Source organism: Rhodococcus sp. NPDC077669 (assembly GCF_040686915.1).
GTDB classification, from domain to species: Bacteria; Actinomycetota; Actinomycetes; order Mycobacteriales; family Mycobacteriaceae; genus Rhodococcoides; species Rhodococcoides fascians.
The window spans coordinates 141276-160821 of record NZ_JBFBMD010000002.1; the positions used below are offsets into that span (position 1 = coordinate 141276).

Consider the following 19546-nt stretch of genomic DNA (forward strand, 5'->3'; position numbering starts at 1 on the left):
GCAAGCTGATCGAGTGACCGACGAATTCGAGCCTGCATGACGCGATCGGTGACCGTTCTGACCAATCCCACGGCCGGCGGTGGTCGAGCAGTCCACGCAGCACGGCGCGCCGTGACGCGTCTGCGCGAGCGTGAACTCGACGTCTCGACCGTCGAGGGCCGAACGGCGGGTGATGCGCTGGAGTTGTTGAAGCGAGCCGTCGGGTGCGGGACGGATGCCGTCGTTGCCGTGGGCGGCGACGGGGTCGTCAATCTCGCGTTACAGGTGATCGCGGGAACCGACACTCCGCTCGGACTGATTCCTGCGGGCACAGGCAACGATTTGGCCCGGACGCTCGGGGTCCCCCTCGACGATCCCACCCGCGCAGCGGATCTCGTGGTCGACGGAGTCGTGACGTCGATAGATCTCGGTAGGGTCGGGACGCGCTGGTTCGGTACGGTCCTGTCGAGCGGCTTCGATTCACTGGTCACCGAGCGCGCCGGCCGCCTGCAGTGGCTTGCCGGCCCGCTGCGGTACAACGCGGCCATGATATTGCAGTTGGCTGCTCTCCGAACACTTTCGTACACAATAGAATTGGATGACGCCGAGCTGCACCTGGATGCCGTTCTCGTCGCCGTCGGAAATGGCAGCAGCTACGGCGGCGGCATGGCCATCTGCCCGACCGCACGAGTGGACGACGGGCTGTTCGCCATCACTGTCGTCCGGGATGTGAGTCGAACGCGATTGCTTGCGCTGTCGCCGACGTTGTATCGGGGTGCCCACGTCGACCTTCCGGAGGTCGAGGTCTACAGCGCCCGGAACGTGACCGTGCACTGCGACGACATGGTGGCGTACGCAGACGGCGAACGCATCGCAGAATTACCCGTCACGATCGAATGCGTGCCGCGTGCGTTGCGAGTGTTCGTCGGAGCGGATTCCCCACTGCGCACGTAACGCGGTCGGCAGTCAGTATTTCAGCGACGAACGGTCGTGACCGGAGGAGATGGCCTTGTACAGCCACACCAGCCCGAAGACGATGGCCCCGGCCACGACCAACCAGAACAAGCCCTTGATGATGCTGCCCAGCAAGGCAAGTGCGATCCAGACGAGAACGATGAATCCGAGAATCTTCCAGAACATGAACGGCTCCTACCGTGTGACGCGCACCGGGTCGTATCGCGTTATGTCGATACTGGCAGCCGATCACGGCGAACACATCGGGGTGAACCCTGATCTTCTCACCGGTGTCGTGACCGGATTTCGTCGAGTTCGGTGAGCGCGTCGGCCCACCCTTGCAGTCGATCGGTGGCAGACAACAATTCTCGGCGATGAGATTCCACCACGTTCTTCGACGTGGACCCGGCCGGTCCGGTCATCCGTGCTGCAGCGGCGACGAGATCCTCGTACTGATCCACTCCGGCAGCGAGATCGCTTGCCGCAGCCTCGATTCCGGGCCGCAGATGCGTGCGTGTCGACGAGCTTGCCGCTCCCGCACGTTCGAGGGCCGCAATATCGACGGCAACACCTTCCAAGCCCCTCACCGCATCCGAGGCAACGCCGATCATCTCTTCGACGTCCTCGGCGGCGATGGTGCCCGATCGCGCCAGAATTCCGAGCAGCTCGAACAGACTCTGCTCTGCGCCTGCCAAACGTGACATCGGCTCGAAGGCGGCAGATCCACGCTGCGGTAACGAACGCCTGCCGGGCAGTCCCACCGGAACCGGTTGACCTCGCAGTCGCCGCAAACGACCGAAGGCGAACACAGCAGGAACGGCCAACAGCGCGGCAGAACCACCACCGACGAACAGAGTCCATTCCGGAGCCGACAAGGCTGCGATCCCCGCAGTACTCACCGCAGTGGTCGTCGACGCGGCCCCGAACCTGATACTTCGCCGGCGAGCCCGTCGAATCTTCTTCAGGTGCTTGGCACGTGGATCCTTACGACGGCCGGCGGCATCGAGCAGTGAGGTTCCTGCGGCCCGCGCTGTCTCGGCCAGAGACCGGACCACCGCTCCGGATTCGGCAACGGCGGCTGTCACCGTCTCCCTGTCCAGCGAAACGGCCGGCCGCTTACGCGACCGGCCGGGTTCGTGATTCTTGTTGCTCATGCGTCGGAACTACTGTCTACTCGACCGAACTTCGCGTTCGGTCGATCACGCCTGTGCCGGCGGCTCGGGCGTTGCGTCCGGGGCCTTGGCGATCGACGGCTTGGCGGCGGAATTACCCGTGGGCAGGGAGTCACCGGCCATGGAGGCACGGATCTGCTCGAGCCGACTGTGACCGGCCATCTGCACAGATGCCTGCTGAACCTCGAGCATGCGTCCGGACACGGAGTTCTGAGCGAGCTCGGCGGAACCGAGCGCGTCTGCGTAGCGACGCTCGATCTTGTCGCGTACCGCATCGAGACTCGGGGTGTTTCCCGGTGCCGACAACGTGCTGTCCATCGAGCGCAGCGATTCGCTGACCTTCTCCTGCATCTTCGCCTGCTCGAGCTGGCTGAGCAGTTTGGTGCGCTCGGCGACCTTCGACTGCAGGGCCATCGCGTTCTGCTCGACGGCTTTCTTGGCCTGTGTGGCAGCCTGCAGAGACTGGTCGTGCAGAACCTTGAGGTCCTCGACGCTCTGCTCGGCAGTCACGAGCTGAGCCGCGAACGCCTCGGCCGCGTTGGTGTACTGCGTGGCCTTCTCGACGTCACCTGCAGTGGCGGCCTGATCGGCCAGCGTCACGGCCTGACGAGCGTTGGCGTTGAGCTTCTCGACCTCGTCCAGCTGCCTGCTGAGCTTCATTTCGAGCTGACGCTGATTGCCGATGACGGACGCCGCCTGCTGCGACAGCGCCTGGTGCTGCCGCTGCGCGTCTTCGATCGCCTGCTGAATCTGAACCTTGGGGTCGGCCTTCTCGTCGATCTTGGAATTGAAGAGCGCCATCATGTATTTCCAGGCCTTGACGAAAGGATTAGCCATGGGGTGGTCCTGCCTCCATCTGTTGCGCCGCGGTGGCCGCGTACGGGTCGGCTGCTGTCGCAGTGACCGAAATGAACCTGTCAGTGCAGTGATGTTCGGGTGATTCGGTGGGGCCGGCAGCCGACTTCGGCTACTCGTTCGATCTTAGGCGGCGGCGAGAGCTCTGGCAGCAGGTGCCGGAATCACGACTCGTGTATCTCCGTCGATGCGGGTGGCCACAGCCGATTCCTCGGCACGGACAGCAGCGGTGGATGCATCCGACAGCGTGATACTCACGTCGCTCATCACGTCGGAGAGAGGAACGGCGAGAGCATCGCAGATCGCTGCGAGCAGTTCGCTCGACGCTTCCTTGCGACCACGCTCCACCTCGGAGAGGTAGCCGAGGCTCACGCGCGCGGTGTTCGAGACTTCACGCAGGGTGCGGCTCTGTGCGACGCGAGTACGCCGCAAACTGTCGCCGAGTGCTTCACGCAATAGCAGCGCCATCTCGCTCCTCCTCGTTGGTGCTGTTGCCGACGACTGTGCCGTCGAGACGACCACGTTCGTATCGTTCGTTCGGAGCCGTCGTAGGGTCAACGTCCCAGCCGGCCCGATTGGTTCCCGACCCTATATGCCCGTCGCCTCCGACACGTGCCGAAGGGGCTCCGACACGGCTGTCAGAACTGTAACTTCCCGCATCGCCTCGTGGACGCCCGTCGAATGCACTCACACCGAGGACACACCCCGGCGCAACCGAATCGCCTGAACCACGTAGTCCAGGCCGGTGTACACGGTCAGCAGAACCGCCAGAGCCATCAGCGCCACCGCCACTGGATCGACTGCGCTGGGCAGCGGACACAGATACACGCCGATCGCGAATGTCTGGACCAGTGTCTTGACCTTGCCGCCACGACCGGCCGGAATGACTCCGTGACGAATGACGGCGAACCGGACAGCGGTGATGCCTATTTCGCGTACCCCGATGATCGCCGTCACCCACCAGGACAGATCGCCCAACATCGACAGTCCGACGAGGGCAGCGCCGATCAGCGCCTTGTCGGCGATGGGGTCGGCCATCTTCCCGAAATCGGTGACGAGTCCGTACTTGCGGGCGAGTTGGCCGTCGATCCGGTCGGTGATGGCCGCTGCGGCGAAGATCGCCGTCGCCGCCAACCGCCACGAGGTGTCGTGACCGTCTCCGACGAAGAGTGCCGCAAGAAAGACCGGAACCAGAGCGATGCGCAGCACGGTCAACACATTGGCGATGTTGAGCAGCGGGACGGCGTCCGATCCGCCCGGAGCAGCGTTGCCGTGCGGCAGCCCCGCACTGGGCGAGGCACCGCCGGGCGGAACACCGTGGCCCGGCGCTGTCGGGCCGGTCACGAAGCCGCTTCTCGGCCGCGGACCGGGCCTTCGATGGTGTGTCGGCGTTCGGGCAGCACCGACCCGTCGAGACGGGGACACTGCTCGCTGAACGACACACGGAAAGTTTATCGGTTGCATCGGTGACTACTGTTCACCACATGACTTCTGGGCCGAATCGGGCGAGTCGCGACACTGCCGATCCCGAATCCGACGAGTATTCCGACACCGTGGACGGCACGTCCATCGGCGACGCCACCCTGGTCGTGCGTCGAGCCCGAACCTCCGACATTCCCGAGATCAAGCGGCTGATCGACATCTACGCGGGCCGAATCCTGCTCGAGAAGAACCTGGTGACGCTGTACGAGGCAGTGCAGGAGTTCTGGATTGCCGAGCGCGCAGGCGAAGTCATCGGATGCGGAGCTCTGCACGTGCTCTGGGCAGACCTGGGTGAGGTACGCACGGTGGCAGTCGACCCCGCAGCCAAGGGGCACGGAGCCGGCCACCTGATCGTCGCCAAACTCATCGAGGTGGCACGCGAGCTGGCGCTGCAGAAGGTGTTCGTGCTGACCTTCGAAGTGGATTTCTTCGCCCGGCACGGCTTCTCCGAAATCGAGGGAACGCCCGTCACTGCCGAGGTGTACGCGGAGATGTGCCGGTCCTACGACACCGGCGTCGCAGAGTTTCTCGACCTGAGCTACGTCAAGCCGAACACATTGGGCAACACGCGCATGCTGCTCTCGCTCTGACAGAATTCTCCGGACACCCCTCGAATCCGGAAGTGAGCTCCATGCCCCTGATCGCCGTCACCTACACGTACTCCCCCACGACCACCGAGGGCCGCGACACCCATCGCGCCGCACACCGGGCGTGGCTGGCCGACTTGTTGGAGAAGAAGACGCTCGTCTCCAGTGGCCCGTTCGCCGACGACAGCGGCGCTCTGCTGCTCGTGGATGGCACGGACGCCGCATCCGTGGAATCACTGTTCGCCCAGGATCCCTTCGCGGTCGAGAACCTCATCGAGTCGGCAGACTTCCGCGAATGGACACCGGTGATGGGCGCGTTCACGGCCTGAGTCTGCTCGCCCACCCGTTCTGCGTGAATGGACCATTGCACCGCCCAGGGCAGTTTCAAGTGATGGTTGCAACACAGCTCCTCACCTGAGGAGATGTGGAGCAAATGTCCCGACGTGTCATCCCGAACCGAGCAGAGGTAGTCGCTAGGTTCCATGCCATGCGAGATTCGGGCGCGTCAGTGATCGTTGCGTCTGCCGCCGCCGGCGTCAGTCGATCCACGGGGATGCGGTGGACAGATCAGAGGAAAGGAATCGTCCGCGGGGCCAAACGGATCCGGTCCGAACCCAGCGGGCGATTCCTTTCTCAGTCCGAACGAGAAGAGATCGCCATAGGCCGTGCGATGGGGCTGTCTCAGACCGACATTGCCGATCTCATCGGTCGCGACAAGTCGGTCGTTTTACGTGAGCTCGGCCGCAACACCAACCTCGGTGGCACCTACCGATCGGTGTCCGCGCAGCAGCGAGCGGAGACACGCGCCCGCCGACCCAAGGCTGCGAAACTGGCCGATCCCGGCAGTGAACTCCGCGCGGAAGTTGTTCGCCGTCTCGGGAAAAAGTGGTCACCGCAACAGATTTCGGCGACACTGAAGATCGATTTTCCCGATCGGCCGGAGATGCACGTGTCGCACGAAACGATTTACAACGCCATCTACGTTCAAGCCAAAGGCGAACTCAAAGCAGATGTCGCCGACGGGCTCCGGACCGGCCGGGCTCATCGCCGCAAGCATGGGCGAGTGCCCAGCAATGCCCACCACATTCCCGATAAGACGCTGATCTCCGAGCGCCCCGACGACGTCGAAGACCGCAAAGTCCCTGGGCACTGGGAAGGCGACCTGATCCTGGGCGCCGGAAACAAATCGGCGATCGGCACCCTGGTCGAGCGCACATCCCGATTCACGATGCTGCTGCACCTGCCACATTCACACAACCTCGACGCCGTCAGAGATGCGATGATCGCCGCGATCCGATCGATGCCGGACACGCTCAAACAGTCGGTGACCTGGGATCAAGGCATGGAAATGCGCCGGCACGCAGAGATCACGATGGCCACCGACATGGCCATCTACTTCTGCGACCCCCACAGTCCCTGGCAACGTGGCACGAACGAAAACACCAACGGGCTTCTGCGGCAATACTTCAAGAAGGGCACAGACCTTTCCGCGCATACCGCAGAGCGGCTTCAAGCGGTCGCCGCCGAACTCAACGACCGCCCCCGCCGAACGCTAGGCTGGAACTCACCAGCAAAAGTGATCAACGAGCTAGTCGTTGCAACGACCGCTTGAAACTGCCCAGACGGCTGCAATGGTCCATTCACGCAGGTGTAGAGCCCGTCAGAACTCTTCGGACGCCGGCTGCTCGTCCGGGTCCCCGCCCTTGATGGACCACAGCAATCCGTCGAGTTCGTCGGGCTTGACGAGTACTTCGCGGGCTTTCGAGCCCTCGCTCGGACCCACGACGCCGCGGTTCTCCATGAGGTCCATCAGTCGTCCTGCCTTGGCGAATCCGACCCGTAGCTTGCGCTGCAGCATCGACGTGGAACCGAACTGGCTGGTGACGACGAGTTCGACGGCCTGCAGCAGCACGTCGAGGTCGTCACCGATGTCGGGGTCGACGTCCTTCTTGTCCGAGACCTTCGCGGCGGTGACGGTGTCGTTGTACTCGGGCTCGGCCTGATTCTTTGCGAAGTCGACGACGGCCGAGATTTCCTCGTCCGTGATGAACGCACCCTGCAGACGCGTCGGCTTGCCCGCACCCATCGGCAGGAACAGCGCGTCGCCCATGCCGATCAATTTTTCGGCTCCGGGCTGATCGAGGATGACTCGCGAGTCGGTCAACGACGACGTGGCGAACGCCAGACGTGAGGGCACGTTCGTCTTGATCAGACCGGTGACGACGTCGACGGACGGACGCTGCGTGGCGAGCACCAGGTGGATACCTGCGGCGCGCGCCTTCTGGGTGATGCGCACGATCGCTTCCTCGACGTCGCGAGGAGCAGTCATCATCAGGTCGGCAAGCTCGTCGACGATGGCCAGGATGTAGGGGTACGGCCGGTAGACGCGCTCGCTGCCCAACGGTGCGGTGATCTCGCCGGACCGCACCTTCTTGTTGAAGTCGTCGATGTGCCGGACCTTGTTGATCTGCATGTCCTGGTAGCGCTGCTCCATCTCCTCGACGAGCCAGGCCAGGGCCGCGGCAGCCTTCTTCGGCTGCGTGATGATCGGCGTGATGAGGTGCGGGATGCCCTCGTACGGCGTCAACTCGACCATCTTCGGGTCGATCAGAATCATCCGGACCTCGTCGGGTGTCGCCCGTGCCAGCAGCGACACGAGCATCGAGTTCACGAAGCTCGATTTACCCGAACCGGTGGATCCCGCCACCAGCAGGTGCGGCATCTTCGCCAGGTTGGCACTGACGAAATCGCCTTCGATGTCCTTGCCGAGGCCGATCACCAGAGGGTGGTGATCCTTGCGGGTCGACGGGGCGGTCAGCACATCGGCGAGGCGGACCATCTCGCGATCCGAGTTCGGCACCTCGATACCGACGGCGGACTTGCCGGGGATCGGGGCGAGCAATCGCACGTTGTCGGTCGCGACCGCGTAGGCGATGTTGCGAGCCAGCGCAGTGATCTTCTCGACCTTGACGCCCGGTCCGAGCTCCACCTCGTAGCGGGTGACCGTCGGTCCGCGGGTGAATCCGGTGACCGCAGCGTCGATCTTGAACTGCTCGAGTACCTCGGAGATGGCCTCGATCATCGCGTCGTTCGCCTGGCTGCGCGTCTTGGGCGGATCACCGTCGATGAGCAGCGACAACGACGGCAGCGTGTAGTCGCCGTCGACGACGCGATCGACGACGATCTTGTCGTCGTCGGCAGCCGGCTTGGGTTCGGCGGCCTTGACGATCGGCTTGGGCTTCGGCCGCGGGGGCGCGGCAGGCTCGGGCACCGGGACCGGTGCGGCCGCGGCAGGCGTCATGACCTCGGTGGGGGCCTCCGGTGCCGGTGCAGGGGTCTTGCGAGCGCGTGATGGCTTGACGACCGGGATGTACTCCTCGGTCGGGTAGTTGTCGTACGGGTCGGTGGTGCCGTGCACCGGGTATCCGTCGGCGTCGAAGTTCGAGTCGTAGTCGCCGTAGCCCTCGTCGCCGAATTCCGAACCGAAATCGGCCGGGTCGTACTCGTCGTATTCGTCGCCTCGACTGTCGGTACCGAACAGTGCCCGCATCCGGTCCGGTACGTCTCGTACCGTGGTGCCGGTGAGCAGCAGCACGCCGAACAGGCCAGCGAGCAGCAGCAACGGTACGGCGAGCCACACCGTCAGGCCGTCGGCGATGGGTCCTCCCGCAACGTAGCCGACGAAGCCCGCTCCTTCGGACCGGCCGGTGGCGTCGGTCGGTGACCCCGCCGCCATGTGCCACAGCCCGAGAACGGGCAAGCCCAGCAGTATCGAGCCCAGGACAAGGCGTGGTCTGACCTCGGGGCGAGGCTCGGAACGCATCAGCACGACGGCGATCGCGACCCCCAGCACGGGTGCGACGTAGCCGGCGTCGCCGATGACGGCACGGATCCCTACCTCGATCCACTCACCGACCGGGCCGCCGGCACTGAACCAGACGCTTGCGGCGACGACGACGCTGACGGCGATGAGCCCGAGGGCGATTCCGTCACGTCGGTGACCGTGCTCGATGTCCGCGGCCTTACTGACGGTGCGTGTGGTGGCACCGACACCTCGTGCCGCCATCGACCACGTGGACGCGATTCCGCGACCGATCGCGTCGAGCGCACCGCGGGACTTCTTCTTCGTGGGGGGCCGCCGCGACGCAGCACCTCTCGCAGGTGCCTTACCGCGAGACGATGCGCTTGCCCGCGTGGTCGCCGGGTTGCGGGGCGCGGTGGGCTTCTTCGGTGTCGTGACGGTTCGAGCCGTGCGTCCGGTACCGGACTTACGAGAGGTACCGGACGCGCGCGAGGAGCCGGATCCGCTGGATCCGGCCCTGGCGGTGGAGGTGCTGGTCTTTCCTGCCATGCCCCCAGGCTAGTCGCAACAGCCCCGTCGAAACCATCCGCAACACCAGTAACAACGACGGATGTGCGTCAGAAACTCAGGTCGAGCGCCTTCACGGCGGCGACATCGTTCGCAGAACCTTCGTACACGACCTCTACCTGGTCCCGACCGAACGCATAGAGAAGGAGTTCGGAGGGTTCCCCCACCACCGTCACACCCGGGCCCGAGCCACCCTTGAAGGTGGCCTGTCGGCCGTCCGGGGTGCGGACATGCACCGGAACCGGTGCCGAGCGGTGCCCTGCTCGTCCGATCAACCGTACCTGGGGCCACAGTCGGGATTCGACCGCGCTGGGCAGAACCCGTCGGGTCCACTTCCCTTCCGCGCGGCGCAGATCCTCGTGATGCACGAACATCTCACCGAGGTTGATCAGCGGATCCAGCAGGGCGAACGGCGACCACATCGGCGGCCCGGTGCGAACGTCCTCGACCACCGCCGCGAATGGTCGATTCGCGACGGAACGCTGCACCCGCTCCGTGTATCCGGACAACGGACCGAGAAAGATACCCGGCGACGCATCGAGCCGCCGTTCGCGAACGACGAGGTGCGCGGCCAGATCGGCAGCAGTCCACTCACCACACAGTGTCGGCGCATCGGGACCGACGTCGAGAAGGGTCCGAACAAGTTGGGAACGTTCATCCTGGGCAAGGCTCACGTACTCCAGGCTACGGCTACACCGAAGGAGCGGCATCCTGCCGGGAGCCCTACTCCTTCGTCTGGGTAACCTCCCAACAGTGCCGGTATCGGAAATTCTCGTCATCCTGCTCGCCGGCCTCGGGGCCGGCGCAATTAACGCCGTCGTCGGTTCGGGCACGTTGATCACGTTCCCCACCCTGGTCGCGTTCGGCTATCCCCCGGTGGTCGCCACGATGTCCAACGCCATCGGACTGGTGGCGGGAAGCGTCTCGGGCACCTGGGGGTATCGCCGGGAACTTCGCGGGCAATGGCACCGACTGCGTTGGCAGCTTCCCGCCTCTTTCTTCGGCGCACTCGGTGGCGCATGGCTGCTGTTGCATCTGCCCGAAAAAGTATTCGCCTCTGTCGTTCCGGTGTTGCTCATCGGTGCGTTGATTCTCGTTGTCGCACAACCGAAGATCCAGGCCTGGGCCAAACGTCGATCCGAGGCGGCCGGCAAGGCGGCCGGCCACATCGGCCGCGGCCGCATGGCGCTGGTCACCGTCGGCACTCTGCTGGTCGGAATCTACGGCGGCTATTTCACTGCAGCACAAGGAATCCTGCTCATCGGAGTGATGGGCGCACTGCTCCCCGAATCCATGCAGCGCATGAACGCTGCCAAGAACTTGCTCTCGCTGGTGGTGAATGTCGTTGCAGCAGTTGCTTTCACGATTTTTCGATTCGACGACATCAGCTGGCAGGCCGCCGGTCTGATCGCGGTCGGCTCCCTCATCGGCGGAGCGGTGGGAGCACGCTACGGCCGCCGGCTGTCGCCGGCGGCCCTGCGCGGTGCCATCGTCGTCCTCGGCCTCATCGGCCTGTGGCGACTGCTCGTCTGAACTCTAGGACTGCGGTTGCGGCTTGACCGCGATGATCGTCGGAACGATCATCGGTTTACGCCGATACTTGTCCGCTACCCATCGGCCCACGACGCGGCGGACGGCCTGAGCGATCCGGTGGGTATCGGACACTCCGTCCGAGGCCAGCCGCTGCAGCTCGGCCTCCACGAGCTGGCCGGCCTCTTTCAGGGCCGCCGGGTCGTCGGAGAAGCCGCGACCGGACACCTCGGGTGCGGTCACTGCACGGCCGGTGGCCGAATCGACGGCAACGCTGATCGCGATGAAGCCGCCCTCGCCGAGCACCAGACGATCCGACAGCGTCGAATCTCCGACATCGCCGACCGACAAGCCGTCGACGTAGACGTGACCGACCGGGACCTGCCCGACGATCTCGGCGAGCCCGTCGACCATGTCGACAACGACGCCGTCCTCGGCGAGGACGATCCGGTCCTCGGATACGCCGGTCGCCTTCGCCAGAGCCGCATTGGCCCGGAGGTGACGCCACTCGCCGTGTACCGGCATGGCGTTGGTCGGCCGCACTGCGTTGTAGAGGTACAGCAATTCGCCTGCCGATGCGTGACCCGAGACGTGCACTTTCGCGTTCTGCTGCGTCACGACGGTCGCGCCACGCTTGGCGAGGCCGTTGACCACCGCGAACACGGAGTTCTCGTTGCCCGGGATCAGCGACGACGCCAGCACCACGAGATCGTTGGCCTTGACGTTGATCTGACGGTGCTCGCCGCGAGCCATCCTGGACAGCGCCGACAACGGCTCGCCCTGCGAACCGGTGGAGATGAGCACCAACCGGTCGTCCGGGAGCGTCGCGGCGGTATCGACATTCACCTCGAGGCCGTCGGGCACCCGCAGGTAGCCGAGATCCTGAGCGATCTGCATGTTGCGCACCATGGAACGACCGACGAATGCCACTCGGCGGTTGTATCGCTCGGCCACGTCGATGACCTGCTGGATGCGGTGCACGTGACTGGCGAACGACGCGACGATGACGCGCTGCTTCGCCTTGCCGATGACGGTGTCGAGCACTCCGCCGATCTCCCGTTCCGGCGTGACGAATCCGGGCACCTCGGCATTGGTGGAGTCGACCAGGAAGAGGTCAACGCCCTCGTCACCGAGCCGTGAGAAACCGGCCAGGTCTGTCAGACGACCGTCGAGCGGCAGCTGATCGAGCTTGATGTCTCCGGTATGCAGCACCAGACCGGCGTCGGTCCTGATGGCGATCGCAAGGGCGTCGGGAATGGAGTGGTTGACGGCGAAGTACTCGCAGTCGAACGGCCCGTGCTGTGTGTGTTGGCCCTCGATCACCTCGACGAGATTCGGCCGCAGCCGGTGCTCACGGCACTTGGCCGCGACCAGCGCGAGGGTGAACTTCGATCCGACGACGGGCAGGTCGGGACGCAGTCGAAGCAAGAACGGGACTGCGCCGATGTGGTCCTCGTGACCGTGCGTCAGCACCACCGCCTCGACATCGGCCATGCGGTTCTCGATGTGCCTGAAGTCGGGCAGGATCAGGTCGACGCCCGGCTGCTGGTCCTCGGGGAACAGGACGCCACAGTCGATGATCAGCATCTTGCCCTGATGCTCGAAGACGGTCATGTTGCGACCGATTTCGCCGATTCCGCCGAGCGCGACCACTCGTAGGCCCTTGAACGGAGCCTTCGGCGGTGTGCCGAGACGCTCGGTCGGGTCGAACTCACGACGCTTGTCGGGACGCTGCGTCCGAGCGGAATTCTGCACCATCGGCTTGCCCTGGCGGGCACCCGAAGGTTGGCCCTGCTTGGCAGCGGGACGCTCGGACGGCGGTCCGGCGTTTCGGGTTGCGCGTCCGCGCGATCTGTTAGGTCGTGTCATACAAGAACTCCTGCCGCCCGCAGCTCGGCTGCGAGCAATTCGATGTGATCGATGCTCGGTGGCACCTGGGGAAGTCGTGGTTCGCCGACATCGAGTCCGATGAGGCGCAGTCCTGCCTTCGATGCGCTGACGCCGCCGAGGCGTGCCACCGAACGGATGACCGGGATGAGGCTGACGTTGATCGCTTGGGCGCGGGCGATGTCGCCCATCATGAATGCGGTGTGGAGTTCGCGCAGACGGGCCGGAACGAGGTGCCCGATGACGCTGACGAACCCGGTGGCACCGACCGAGAGCCAGGGCAGGTTCAGCGGGTCGTCGCCGGAGTAGAACTGCAGACCGGTCGACGCGATCAGCTCGGCACCGGCGTTGAGATCGCCCTTCGCATCCTTGACGGCAAGAATGCGGGGGTGCTCGGCGAGCCGACGCAGCGTTTCGGTCTCGATGGGGACGACCGATCGAGGCGGGATGTCGTAGAGCATCACTGGCAGATCGGTGGCGTTGGCGACCGCAGTGAAGTGGGCGTAGAGGCCCGCCTGCGGTGGCCTGGAGTAGTACGGGGTGACCACGAGCAGGCCGTGCGCACCGGCGCGAGCGGCATCACGGGCCAGTTCGACGCTGTGTGCGGTGTCGTTGCTCCCGGCCCCGGCGATGATCCGAGCCCGATGTCCGACGGCCGCGATCACGGCGCGCAACAGCTCGAGCTTCTCGTTCTCGGTGGTGGTGGGCGACTCACCCGTCGTCCCGGCCAGCACCAGCCCGTCGTTTCCCTGTTCGACGAGATGATGCGCGAGCCGAACGCCTGCGTCGATATCCAACTTCCCGTCGGCCGTGAACGGGGTCACCATTGCGGTGAGCACCGTACCGAACACAGGCGCAACGGAAGGAGCGGCGTCACCGTAGGTCATGGCAGCAGATTACCCGGTGCTTTACCCACTCCTACGCAGCGGGACTCCCCGCTGACACCGGTGGTCCGCGCCGGTCCGTTCGAGCCTCGAACGCGATTCCTAGACCTCGGTGACGAAGGGGCTGCGTGCGACTTCCGTTCCGTCCGGCTGGGTCGTGATCTCGAAGTCGCCGAACACGTCGGGTGCCACGTCCACGAGCTTACGCAGACATTCGACGGCGACGCGGCGGATTTCGACGTCCGCGTGCTCCGAGGCCCGCATCGACACGAAATGCCGCCAAGCGCGATAGTTCCCACTCACCACCACGCGGGTCTCGGTCGCGTTCGGCAGAACCGATCTCGCGGCCTGCCGCGCCTGCTTGCCCCGCAAAGCAGCATTGGTGACCGACTCCAGTTTGCCGTCGAGGGCAGCGAGCAACTCGCTGTACGCGGCCCGACTCGCCTCTGTCGCCGATGCGAACAGGGCCTCGAGCTCGGGATCGCCCTCCACGGCCGGCGGAAGCACCACGTTGGCATCGTGTTCGGGCACGAAGCGCTGCGACAGCTGCGAGTACGAGAAATGTCGATGCCGAATCAACTCGTGTGTGCACGACCGAGAGATACCGGTGATGTAGAAGCTCACGCTCGCGTGCTCGAGCACCGACAGGTGTCCGACGTCGAGCAGATGACGCAGATACGACGCATTGGTCGCAGTGCGAGGGTTCGGTTTCGACCAACTCTGGTAACACGCTCTGCCTGCGAATTCCACCAACGCCTGCCCACCGTCCGCGTCGGTCTCCCACGGGATGTCGGCGGGTGGGACGAACTCGGTTCGGGCCACCAACTGCACGTTCAGCGCGACTGTTCGAGGCGCAGCTCGACCTCTGATTTCTGACGACACCGCCCAACCCTAAACGGCGACGACCGCACCCTGCCGCGCACGACGCCACCGCTGATGCCTTCGTGACGTCGAGCTGACATCACCCGCCGCCTTGACTGACGCCATTTATGACGTCACACTGGCGTCATGGAACTGAGCCAGTACACCGACACTCTGCGCACCGATTTGATGGCCGCGGCGGCGTTGGGCGATGAACACACCCGGCAGACAGCCGAGGCCCTCGGCAAGACCGCGGAAGCGTCGGCGCGGTTGATGCTGCTGACCGCCCTGTCGGACTTCGCGGCCGAGGTGTCGAACGCACTGGACGATCGAACCGTGGTCGTCCGCCTGGACGGTGGACAGGCACACGCAGACGTTCGACGCAACGATTCGACATCGGACCACGCCAGCGAGCCGAAAGAGCCTGTTGCCGAGGAGTATCCGACCATGGACGACGTCTCGGGCGAGGTACGACGCGTCACGCTCCGACTCGTCGAGCAGATCAAGGAACGAGCCGAGGACGCAGCGAACAACAGCGGGGTGTCCCTGAACTCGTGGCTCTCCCAAGCAGTTCAGGGCGCGCTACGAGATCAGATGCGCAAGGACCGCGGTTGGAACAACTGAGGGCTCACTCCCCTGTTTGTTTTCGCGCCTCTACTTCTTCTCTCTCCACTGTCGCTCGAACGGCAGCCGCCAGGCATGCGGCGCGATGAGTTGATGAATTGCGTTGGGGCCCCACGACCCCGGTGAGTACAGGCGCACCGGCGGTGGATCGGCCAGCAACGGCTCCGATACCTGCCACAGTCGTTCGATACCCTCCGCCGTCGTGAACAGGGTGTGGTCGCCGTACATGGCGTCGAGAATCAACCGCTCGTAGGCCTCGAGCACGTCGCCGGCGCGTTCGGTTTCGTGAGTGGCGAACTGCATGCTCAGTTTGTCCAGCCGCATCCCGGGCCCGGGCCGCTTGCCGTAGAACGACAGCGACACCTTGGATGCGTCCGCCAGGTCGAAGGTGAGGTGGTCGGGACCTTGCGCTCCGACGCCCGAACCGGCAGGGAACATGCTCTTCGGTGGCTCTCGGAACGCTATCGAAATGATGCGTTGGCCTTCGGCGAGACGTTTCCCGCTACGGAGGTAGAACGGCACACCGGCCCAGCGCCAGTTGTCTATTTCGCATTTCAGTGCCACGAACGTGTCGGTGTCGGAATCGGGGGCGACACCTTCCTCCGAGCGGTAGCCCGTATATTGCCCGCGCACAACATTTTTCGGGTCCAGCGGGACCATCGATCGAAACACCTTGTTCTTCTCTTCACCGATCGCACGCGGTTCGAGTGCCGTCGGCGGTTCCATCGCCATGAACGCGAGCACCTGGAACAGGTGAGTGACGACCATGTCCTTGTACGCACCGGTGGACTCGTAGAACCCGGCCCGACCGTCGAGGGCGAGCTCCTCCGGGATGTCGATCTGAACGTGATCGATGAAGTTGCGGTTCCAGATCGGCTCGAACAACCCGTTGGCGAAACGGAACGCCAGGATGTTCTGCGCCGGTTCCTTGCCGAGGAAGTGATCGATTCGATAGATCTGTTCTTCGTCAAAGGTCTCGTGCAGGCGAGCGTTCAGGTCGATTGCGCTCTGCAGATCGGTTCCGAACGGCTTCTCCATGATGATGCGCGATCGCTTGACCAGGTCTGCGGAGGCGAGCGTATCCACTACGGCCAGTGCAGCTCTCGGCGGAACCGACAGGTAGTGCAACCGCCTGGCGTTGCCTCCGAGTTCGATCTCGGCCTCGGCTACCGCGGCACCCAGCGCCGCCGGCCCGGCTTTCTGCTAGACGTACGTCAGCCGCGACGCGAACTGCCGCCACTGTTCGTCGCCGACTTTACGGCTGGAGTACGCATTGATCGATTCGCGAGCAAGGGCTCGAAATTCGTCGGTGGACATCTCTTCGAGCGAGGTACCCACCACGCGGATGTTCGGTGCCAGCTCGGACAACGCCAAATGCATCATCCCGGATAGCAATTTCCGTTTGGCCAGATCTCCGGTCGCCCCGAACAGGACGACGACCTGGGGTGGAAGTTCGGTGTCGATGCCTGTCGGAAAAGTGGTCATGCTCGAAAATACTGGCATCGATCCGGATCGAGCGCACGCCGGATCATGTCATCGCAGCGCAGCGACGAGATCACCTCGGGTACCCACCACCACGCGTTCGAGTTCGAGCCACTCCGCCATCTCGTGCAGGACGTCGCGCAACCGGGGTGCGATGTCGCGTGGATCGCGGTCGCCTTCGACGTACGCCGCTATGACGTGTAGTTCCGAGTTGGCCCGCACGGCCTTGAGATCGACGCGCGCCACGAGATGGCCGTCCAGCAGGAAGGGAAATACGTAGTACCCGTGAATTCGCTTGTGCTGCGGGGTGTATATCTCGATGCGATAGTGGAAATCGAAGATTCTCTCCACACGCGGCCGATAGAAGATCATCGGATCGAACGGGCACAACAGGGTTGCGACGGTGGCAGTCCTCGGTGTTCTGGCGTCGCGGTGCACATAGGCCGGCGCGTTCCACCCTCGGACGGACACCTGCTCCAGGACGCCGTCTTCCACGAGGTCGGCGATTGCGGCCTTGGACTGCTTCTGGGAGAGCCGATAGTAGTCCCGCAGATCCGGCTCGGTGCCGATTCCCAGTGCACGAGAGGACTTTTCGATCAGGGCCCGCACCGCATCCGCTTCGTCGACCTGCCTGCGGAGAACAGCGTCGGGAAGCACCCGTTCGCTGAGCTCGTACTGCCGAACGAACCCGGACCGTGCCGGCACGCTGACCACTCCGGCAGCGAAGAGTTGCTCGCACACGACCTTGACGTCGCTTCGATCCCACCAGGGACCCTTGCGCCCGGGCTTCTCGACGTCGAGATGCTTCTCGATCTCACCCGCACTGGCCGCGCCGTGCTCTGCGATCACGGCGAGAACATCGTCCACCAGTGTGGGTTCACGATCGAGAATGCGGGCGGCTCCACCCCATCGACCGTGTCGGTACAACTCCATGCGCCACCGCATCAGCGGCCAGTCCTCCACCGGGAGCAACGCTGCCTCGTGCGCCCAGTATTCGACCAACCGCCTCGGGCGTCGGGTGGTGTCGGTCCAGGCGGCGTCGTCGAGGATTTTTCTGTCGTAGGCACCGACGCGACTGAACACCGGCGCGTAGTGCGCGCGCACCACCACCGACACCGAATCGATCTGCAACAACCCGGTGGTGTCGATGGCTCCGTGCACCGCGCTCTTGCTCGCCGGCCGCGTGCGCGATCGGGCCGACGCCAGTCCTTGGGCGGCCAAGGCGGTGCGGCGCGCCATGGCAGCGCTCATGTCTCGCATCGGGCCACCCTGTCACGATCCACCGACACGGTGGTTCAGGTGCTGAAGAGATTCTTGGCCTTGAGGATCAGCTCGTACAGTCCGTAGGCGAACGGCACGGACACCCAGAGCCATGCGATCACCATCGTTCCCTGCATTCGCGCGGTGGTCATGCCTTGGCTCCTGTCGAGGTCGTCGAATCGGCGGCGTCGGCCGAATCGGATTCATGGAATTTCGACGCCACCGGTTTGATGGCTTCGTTGGCCAGGAACCCGACGACCAACAAACCGATCATCACGTAGAAGGCCGGGAGGTACCGGCCGGTGGTTCCCGCCTCGCCGGCGTCGGCGATGGCGTTGACGATCAGTGGTCCCAGAACACCTGCCACCGACCATGCGGTGAGCAGTCGTCCGTGGATTGCGCCCACCTGGTACGTACCGAAGAGGTCCTTGAGATAGGCCGGAACGGTTGCGAATCCCGCGCCGTAGAACGACAGGATCAACAGCGCCGACACCATGAAGAGGATCTTGTTCGTGTTGGTGAACAGGGCGATGTACAGGTACAGGAGCGCGCCGACACCGAGGTACAGACGATAGATGTTCTTGCGACCCACCACGTCCGAGACCGAGGACCAGACGAAGCGACCGATCATGTTGGTCAGAGACAGGAACGCCACGAAACCAGCGGCCGCCGCGGCCAACGATTCCGGGGAGGTGGCGTCCGGAAAGAAGTCTTGGTAGATCCCGGAGCCGCGTTCGAGGATGCCGATGCCGGCAGTGACGTTGAAGCACAACACCACCCACAGGAGCCAGAACTGCGGAGTCTTGACGGCGTTGGCCGCGGAGACGTTGTGCGTCGAGATCATCGCCGACGCCGCGGGAGGCGTCCAGCCTTTCGGTGTCCACCCCTCGGCCGGGACTCTGATCAGCACGACTCCCAGCGCCATGAACACCGCGTACCCGACGCCGAGGGTGAGGAACGTCTTGGCGATCGAACCATCGGTGAAGCCGCCGAAGTTCACCATCAGTTGGCTGGTGAGAGGTGACGCGATCAGGGCGCCGCCGCCGAAGCCCATGATCGCGATACCGGTCGCCATTCCCGGCCGGTCCGGGAACCACTTCATCAGCGTCGACACGGGCGAGATGTATCCGATTCCGAGGCCGATACCGCCGATGAAGCCGTATCCGAAGATCACCAGCCAGAACTGGCCGAGTGCCATGCCGAGTGCGGAAATCAGCAGTCCCGATACGAAGAAGACAAGTGAAACGGCCATCGCCCAACGCGGGCCGTTCTTCTCCACTCTGGTGCCGAAGATCGCGGCCGACAGGCCGAGCATGACGATGGCGAGCTGAAACGGTATGGCGGTGACCGTTCCGCTGAGCCCCAGGGCGTCGGGCTGTGAGATGGCGTTCTTGAATACGCTCCAGGCGTACGCAGATCCGATCGCCAGGTGTATCGACAGGGCTGCCGGGGGTATCAGCCAGCGACTCCACTCGGGCGTAGCAACGATTCTGGAGCGGTCGAGAATGGGGAGGGTCATCGAAATCCCTTGGTATGGAGAGCGGTACAAATGTCGACTATCCCCTGCAGTCAAACACGAGCACGACCCTGCCTGCTCACAATCGGACATAGTTTCTTCAC

Annotated in this window: 18 protein-coding genes and 1 pseudogene; 6 read left to right on the plus strand and 13 right to left on the minus strand. The window is 64.3% G+C overall.

The window, feature by feature from the left end:
* Positions 1–36: 36 nt before the first annotated feature.
* A complete protein-coding gene (locus AB0P23_RS03175) occupies positions 37–933 on the plus strand; it encodes a diacylglycerol kinase (RefSeq protein ID WP_027496830.1) in 897 nt (298 codons plus the stop codon).
* A 12-nt stretch (positions 934–945) separates the two neighbouring features.
* Here the strand turns inward: AB0P23_RS03175 and AB0P23_RS03180 are convergent, their stop codons facing one another.
* From AB0P23_RS03180 to pgsA, 5 genes are all read right to left on the minus strand, one after another.
* Positions 946–1119, minus strand: coding sequence for a hypothetical protein (locus AB0P23_RS03180; protein ID WP_027496829.1), 174 nt, complete (start codon positions 1117–1119; stop codon positions 946–948).
* Positions 1120–1217: 98 nt separating this feature from the next.
* Complete coding sequence (locus AB0P23_RS03185; RefSeq protein ID WP_230591973.1) at positions 1218–2087, minus strand: hypothetical protein; 870 nt, start codon at positions 2085–2087, stop codon at positions 1218–1220.
* Positions 2088–2132: 45 nt separating this feature from the next.
* The gene (locus AB0P23_RS03190; RefSeq protein ID WP_027496827.1) at positions 2133–2942 is read right to left on the minus strand and encodes a PspA/IM30 family protein; all 810 of its coding nucleotides are present in this window, start codon (positions 2940–2942) and stop codon (positions 2133–2135) included.
* A gap of 144 nt (positions 2943–3086) precedes the next feature.
* Positions 3087–3428, minus strand: a complete 342-nt coding sequence (locus AB0P23_RS03195; protein ID WP_027496826.1) for a helix-turn-helix transcriptional regulator — start codon at positions 3426–3428, stop codon at positions 3087–3089.
* Positions 3429–3647: 219 nt separating this feature from the next.
* Positions 3648–4241, minus strand: a complete 594-nt coding sequence (gene pgsA, locus AB0P23_RS03200; RefSeq protein WP_027496825.1) for a CDP-diacylglycerol--glycerol-3-phosphate 3-phosphatidyltransferase — start codon at positions 4239–4241, stop codon at positions 3648–3650.
* Positions 4242–4444: 203 nt separating this feature from the next.
* Between pgsA and AB0P23_RS03205 the strand changes: the two genes are divergently transcribed.
* From AB0P23_RS03205 to AB0P23_RS03215, 3 genes are all read left to right on the plus strand, one after another.
* Complete coding sequence (locus tag AB0P23_RS03205; protein WP_228139205.1) at positions 4445–5032, plus strand: amino-acid N-acetyltransferase; 588 nt, start codon at positions 4445–4447, stop codon at positions 5030–5032.
* 41 nt (positions 5033–5073) lie between these two features.
* Positions 5074–5358, plus strand: a complete 285-nt coding sequence (locus AB0P23_RS03210; protein ID WP_032400212.1) for a YciI family protein — start codon at positions 5074–5076, stop codon at positions 5356–5358.
* Between the two features lie 224 nt (positions 5359–5582).
* Positions 5583–6641, plus strand: a complete 1059-nt coding sequence (locus AB0P23_RS03215) for an IS30 family transposase (RefSeq protein ID WP_363796877.1) — start codon at positions 5583–5585, stop codon at positions 6639–6641.
* A 48-nt stretch (positions 6642–6689) separates the two neighbouring features.
* Here AB0P23_RS03215 and AB0P23_RS03220 read toward each other — a convergent pair whose 3' ends face one another.
* The gene (locus tag AB0P23_RS03220) at positions 6690–9380 is read right to left on the minus strand and encodes a DNA translocase FtsK (RefSeq protein ID WP_176457860.1); all 2691 of its coding nucleotides are present in this window, start codon (positions 9378–9380) and stop codon (positions 6690–6692) included.
* A gap of 68 nt (positions 9381–9448) precedes the next feature.
* The gene (locus AB0P23_RS03225) at positions 9449–10072 is read right to left on the minus strand and encodes a TIGR03085 family metal-binding protein (protein ID WP_179274009.1); all 624 of its coding nucleotides are present in this window, start codon (positions 10070–10072) and stop codon (positions 9449–9451) included.
* A 79-nt stretch (positions 10073–10151) separates the two neighbouring features.
* Between AB0P23_RS03225 and AB0P23_RS03230 the strand changes: the two genes are divergently transcribed.
* Positions 10152–10931: a sulfite exporter TauE/SafE family protein gene (locus AB0P23_RS03230; RefSeq protein ID WP_032366467.1), complete on the plus strand. Its 780-nt coding sequence runs from the start codon at positions 10152–10154 to the stop codon at positions 10929–10931.
* 3 nt (positions 10932–10934) lie between these two features.
* Here AB0P23_RS03230 and AB0P23_RS03235 read toward each other — a convergent pair whose 3' ends face one another.
* The 3 genes from AB0P23_RS03235 to thyX all read right to left on the minus strand — a co-directional run bounded on the left by AB0P23_RS03235 (position 10935) and on the right by thyX (position 14581).
* The gene (locus AB0P23_RS03235; RefSeq protein WP_230591203.1) at positions 10935–12797 is read right to left on the minus strand and encodes a ribonuclease J; all 1863 of its coding nucleotides are present in this window, start codon (positions 12795–12797) and stop codon (positions 10935–10937) included.
* Positions 12794–13702 (minus strand): 4-hydroxy-tetrahydrodipicolinate synthase, encoded by a 909-nt coding sequence (gene dapA / locus AB0P23_RS03240; protein ID WP_027496818.1) that lies wholly within the window; start codon positions 13700–13702, stop codon positions 12794–12796. The genes AB0P23_RS03235 and dapA overlap by 4 nt, the downstream gene beginning before the upstream one ends.
* Before the next feature lie 99 nt (positions 13703–13801).
* Positions 13802–14581 (minus strand): FAD-dependent thymidylate synthase, encoded by a 780-nt coding sequence (gene thyX / locus AB0P23_RS03245; protein WP_228139203.1) that lies wholly within the window; start codon positions 14579–14581, stop codon positions 13802–13804.
* Between the two features lie 126 nt (positions 14582–14707).
* On the opposite strand from thyX, the gene AB0P23_RS03250 reads away from it, so the two are divergent.
* Positions 14708–15184: a hypothetical protein gene (locus tag AB0P23_RS03250; RefSeq protein WP_032366465.1), complete on the plus strand. Its 477-nt coding sequence runs from the start codon at positions 14708–14710 to the stop codon at positions 15182–15184.
* A gap of 30 nt (positions 15185–15214) precedes the next feature.
* Here the strand turns inward: AB0P23_RS03250 and zwf are convergent.
* The 3 genes and pseudogenes from zwf to AB0P23_RS03265 all read right to left on the minus strand — a co-directional run bounded on the left by zwf (position 15215) and on the right by AB0P23_RS03265 (position 19445).
* Positions 15215–16669: pseudogene (gene zwf / locus AB0P23_RS03255) on the minus strand (glucose-6-phosphate dehydrogenase).
* Between the two features lie 48 nt (positions 16670–16717).
* Positions 16718–17926 (minus strand): crosslink repair DNA glycosylase YcaQ family protein, encoded by a 1209-nt coding sequence (locus AB0P23_RS03260; protein ID WP_032372575.1) that lies wholly within the window; start codon positions 17924–17926, stop codon positions 16718–16720.
* 148 nt (positions 17927–18074) lie between these two features.
* Positions 18075–19445 carry an OFA family MFS transporter gene (locus AB0P23_RS03265; RefSeq protein ID WP_027496813.1) on the minus strand — a complete coding sequence of 457 codons (1371 nt, stop codon included), beginning with the start codon at positions 19443–19445 and terminating at the stop codon, positions 18075–18077.
* Positions 19446–19546 lie beyond the last annotated feature (101 nt).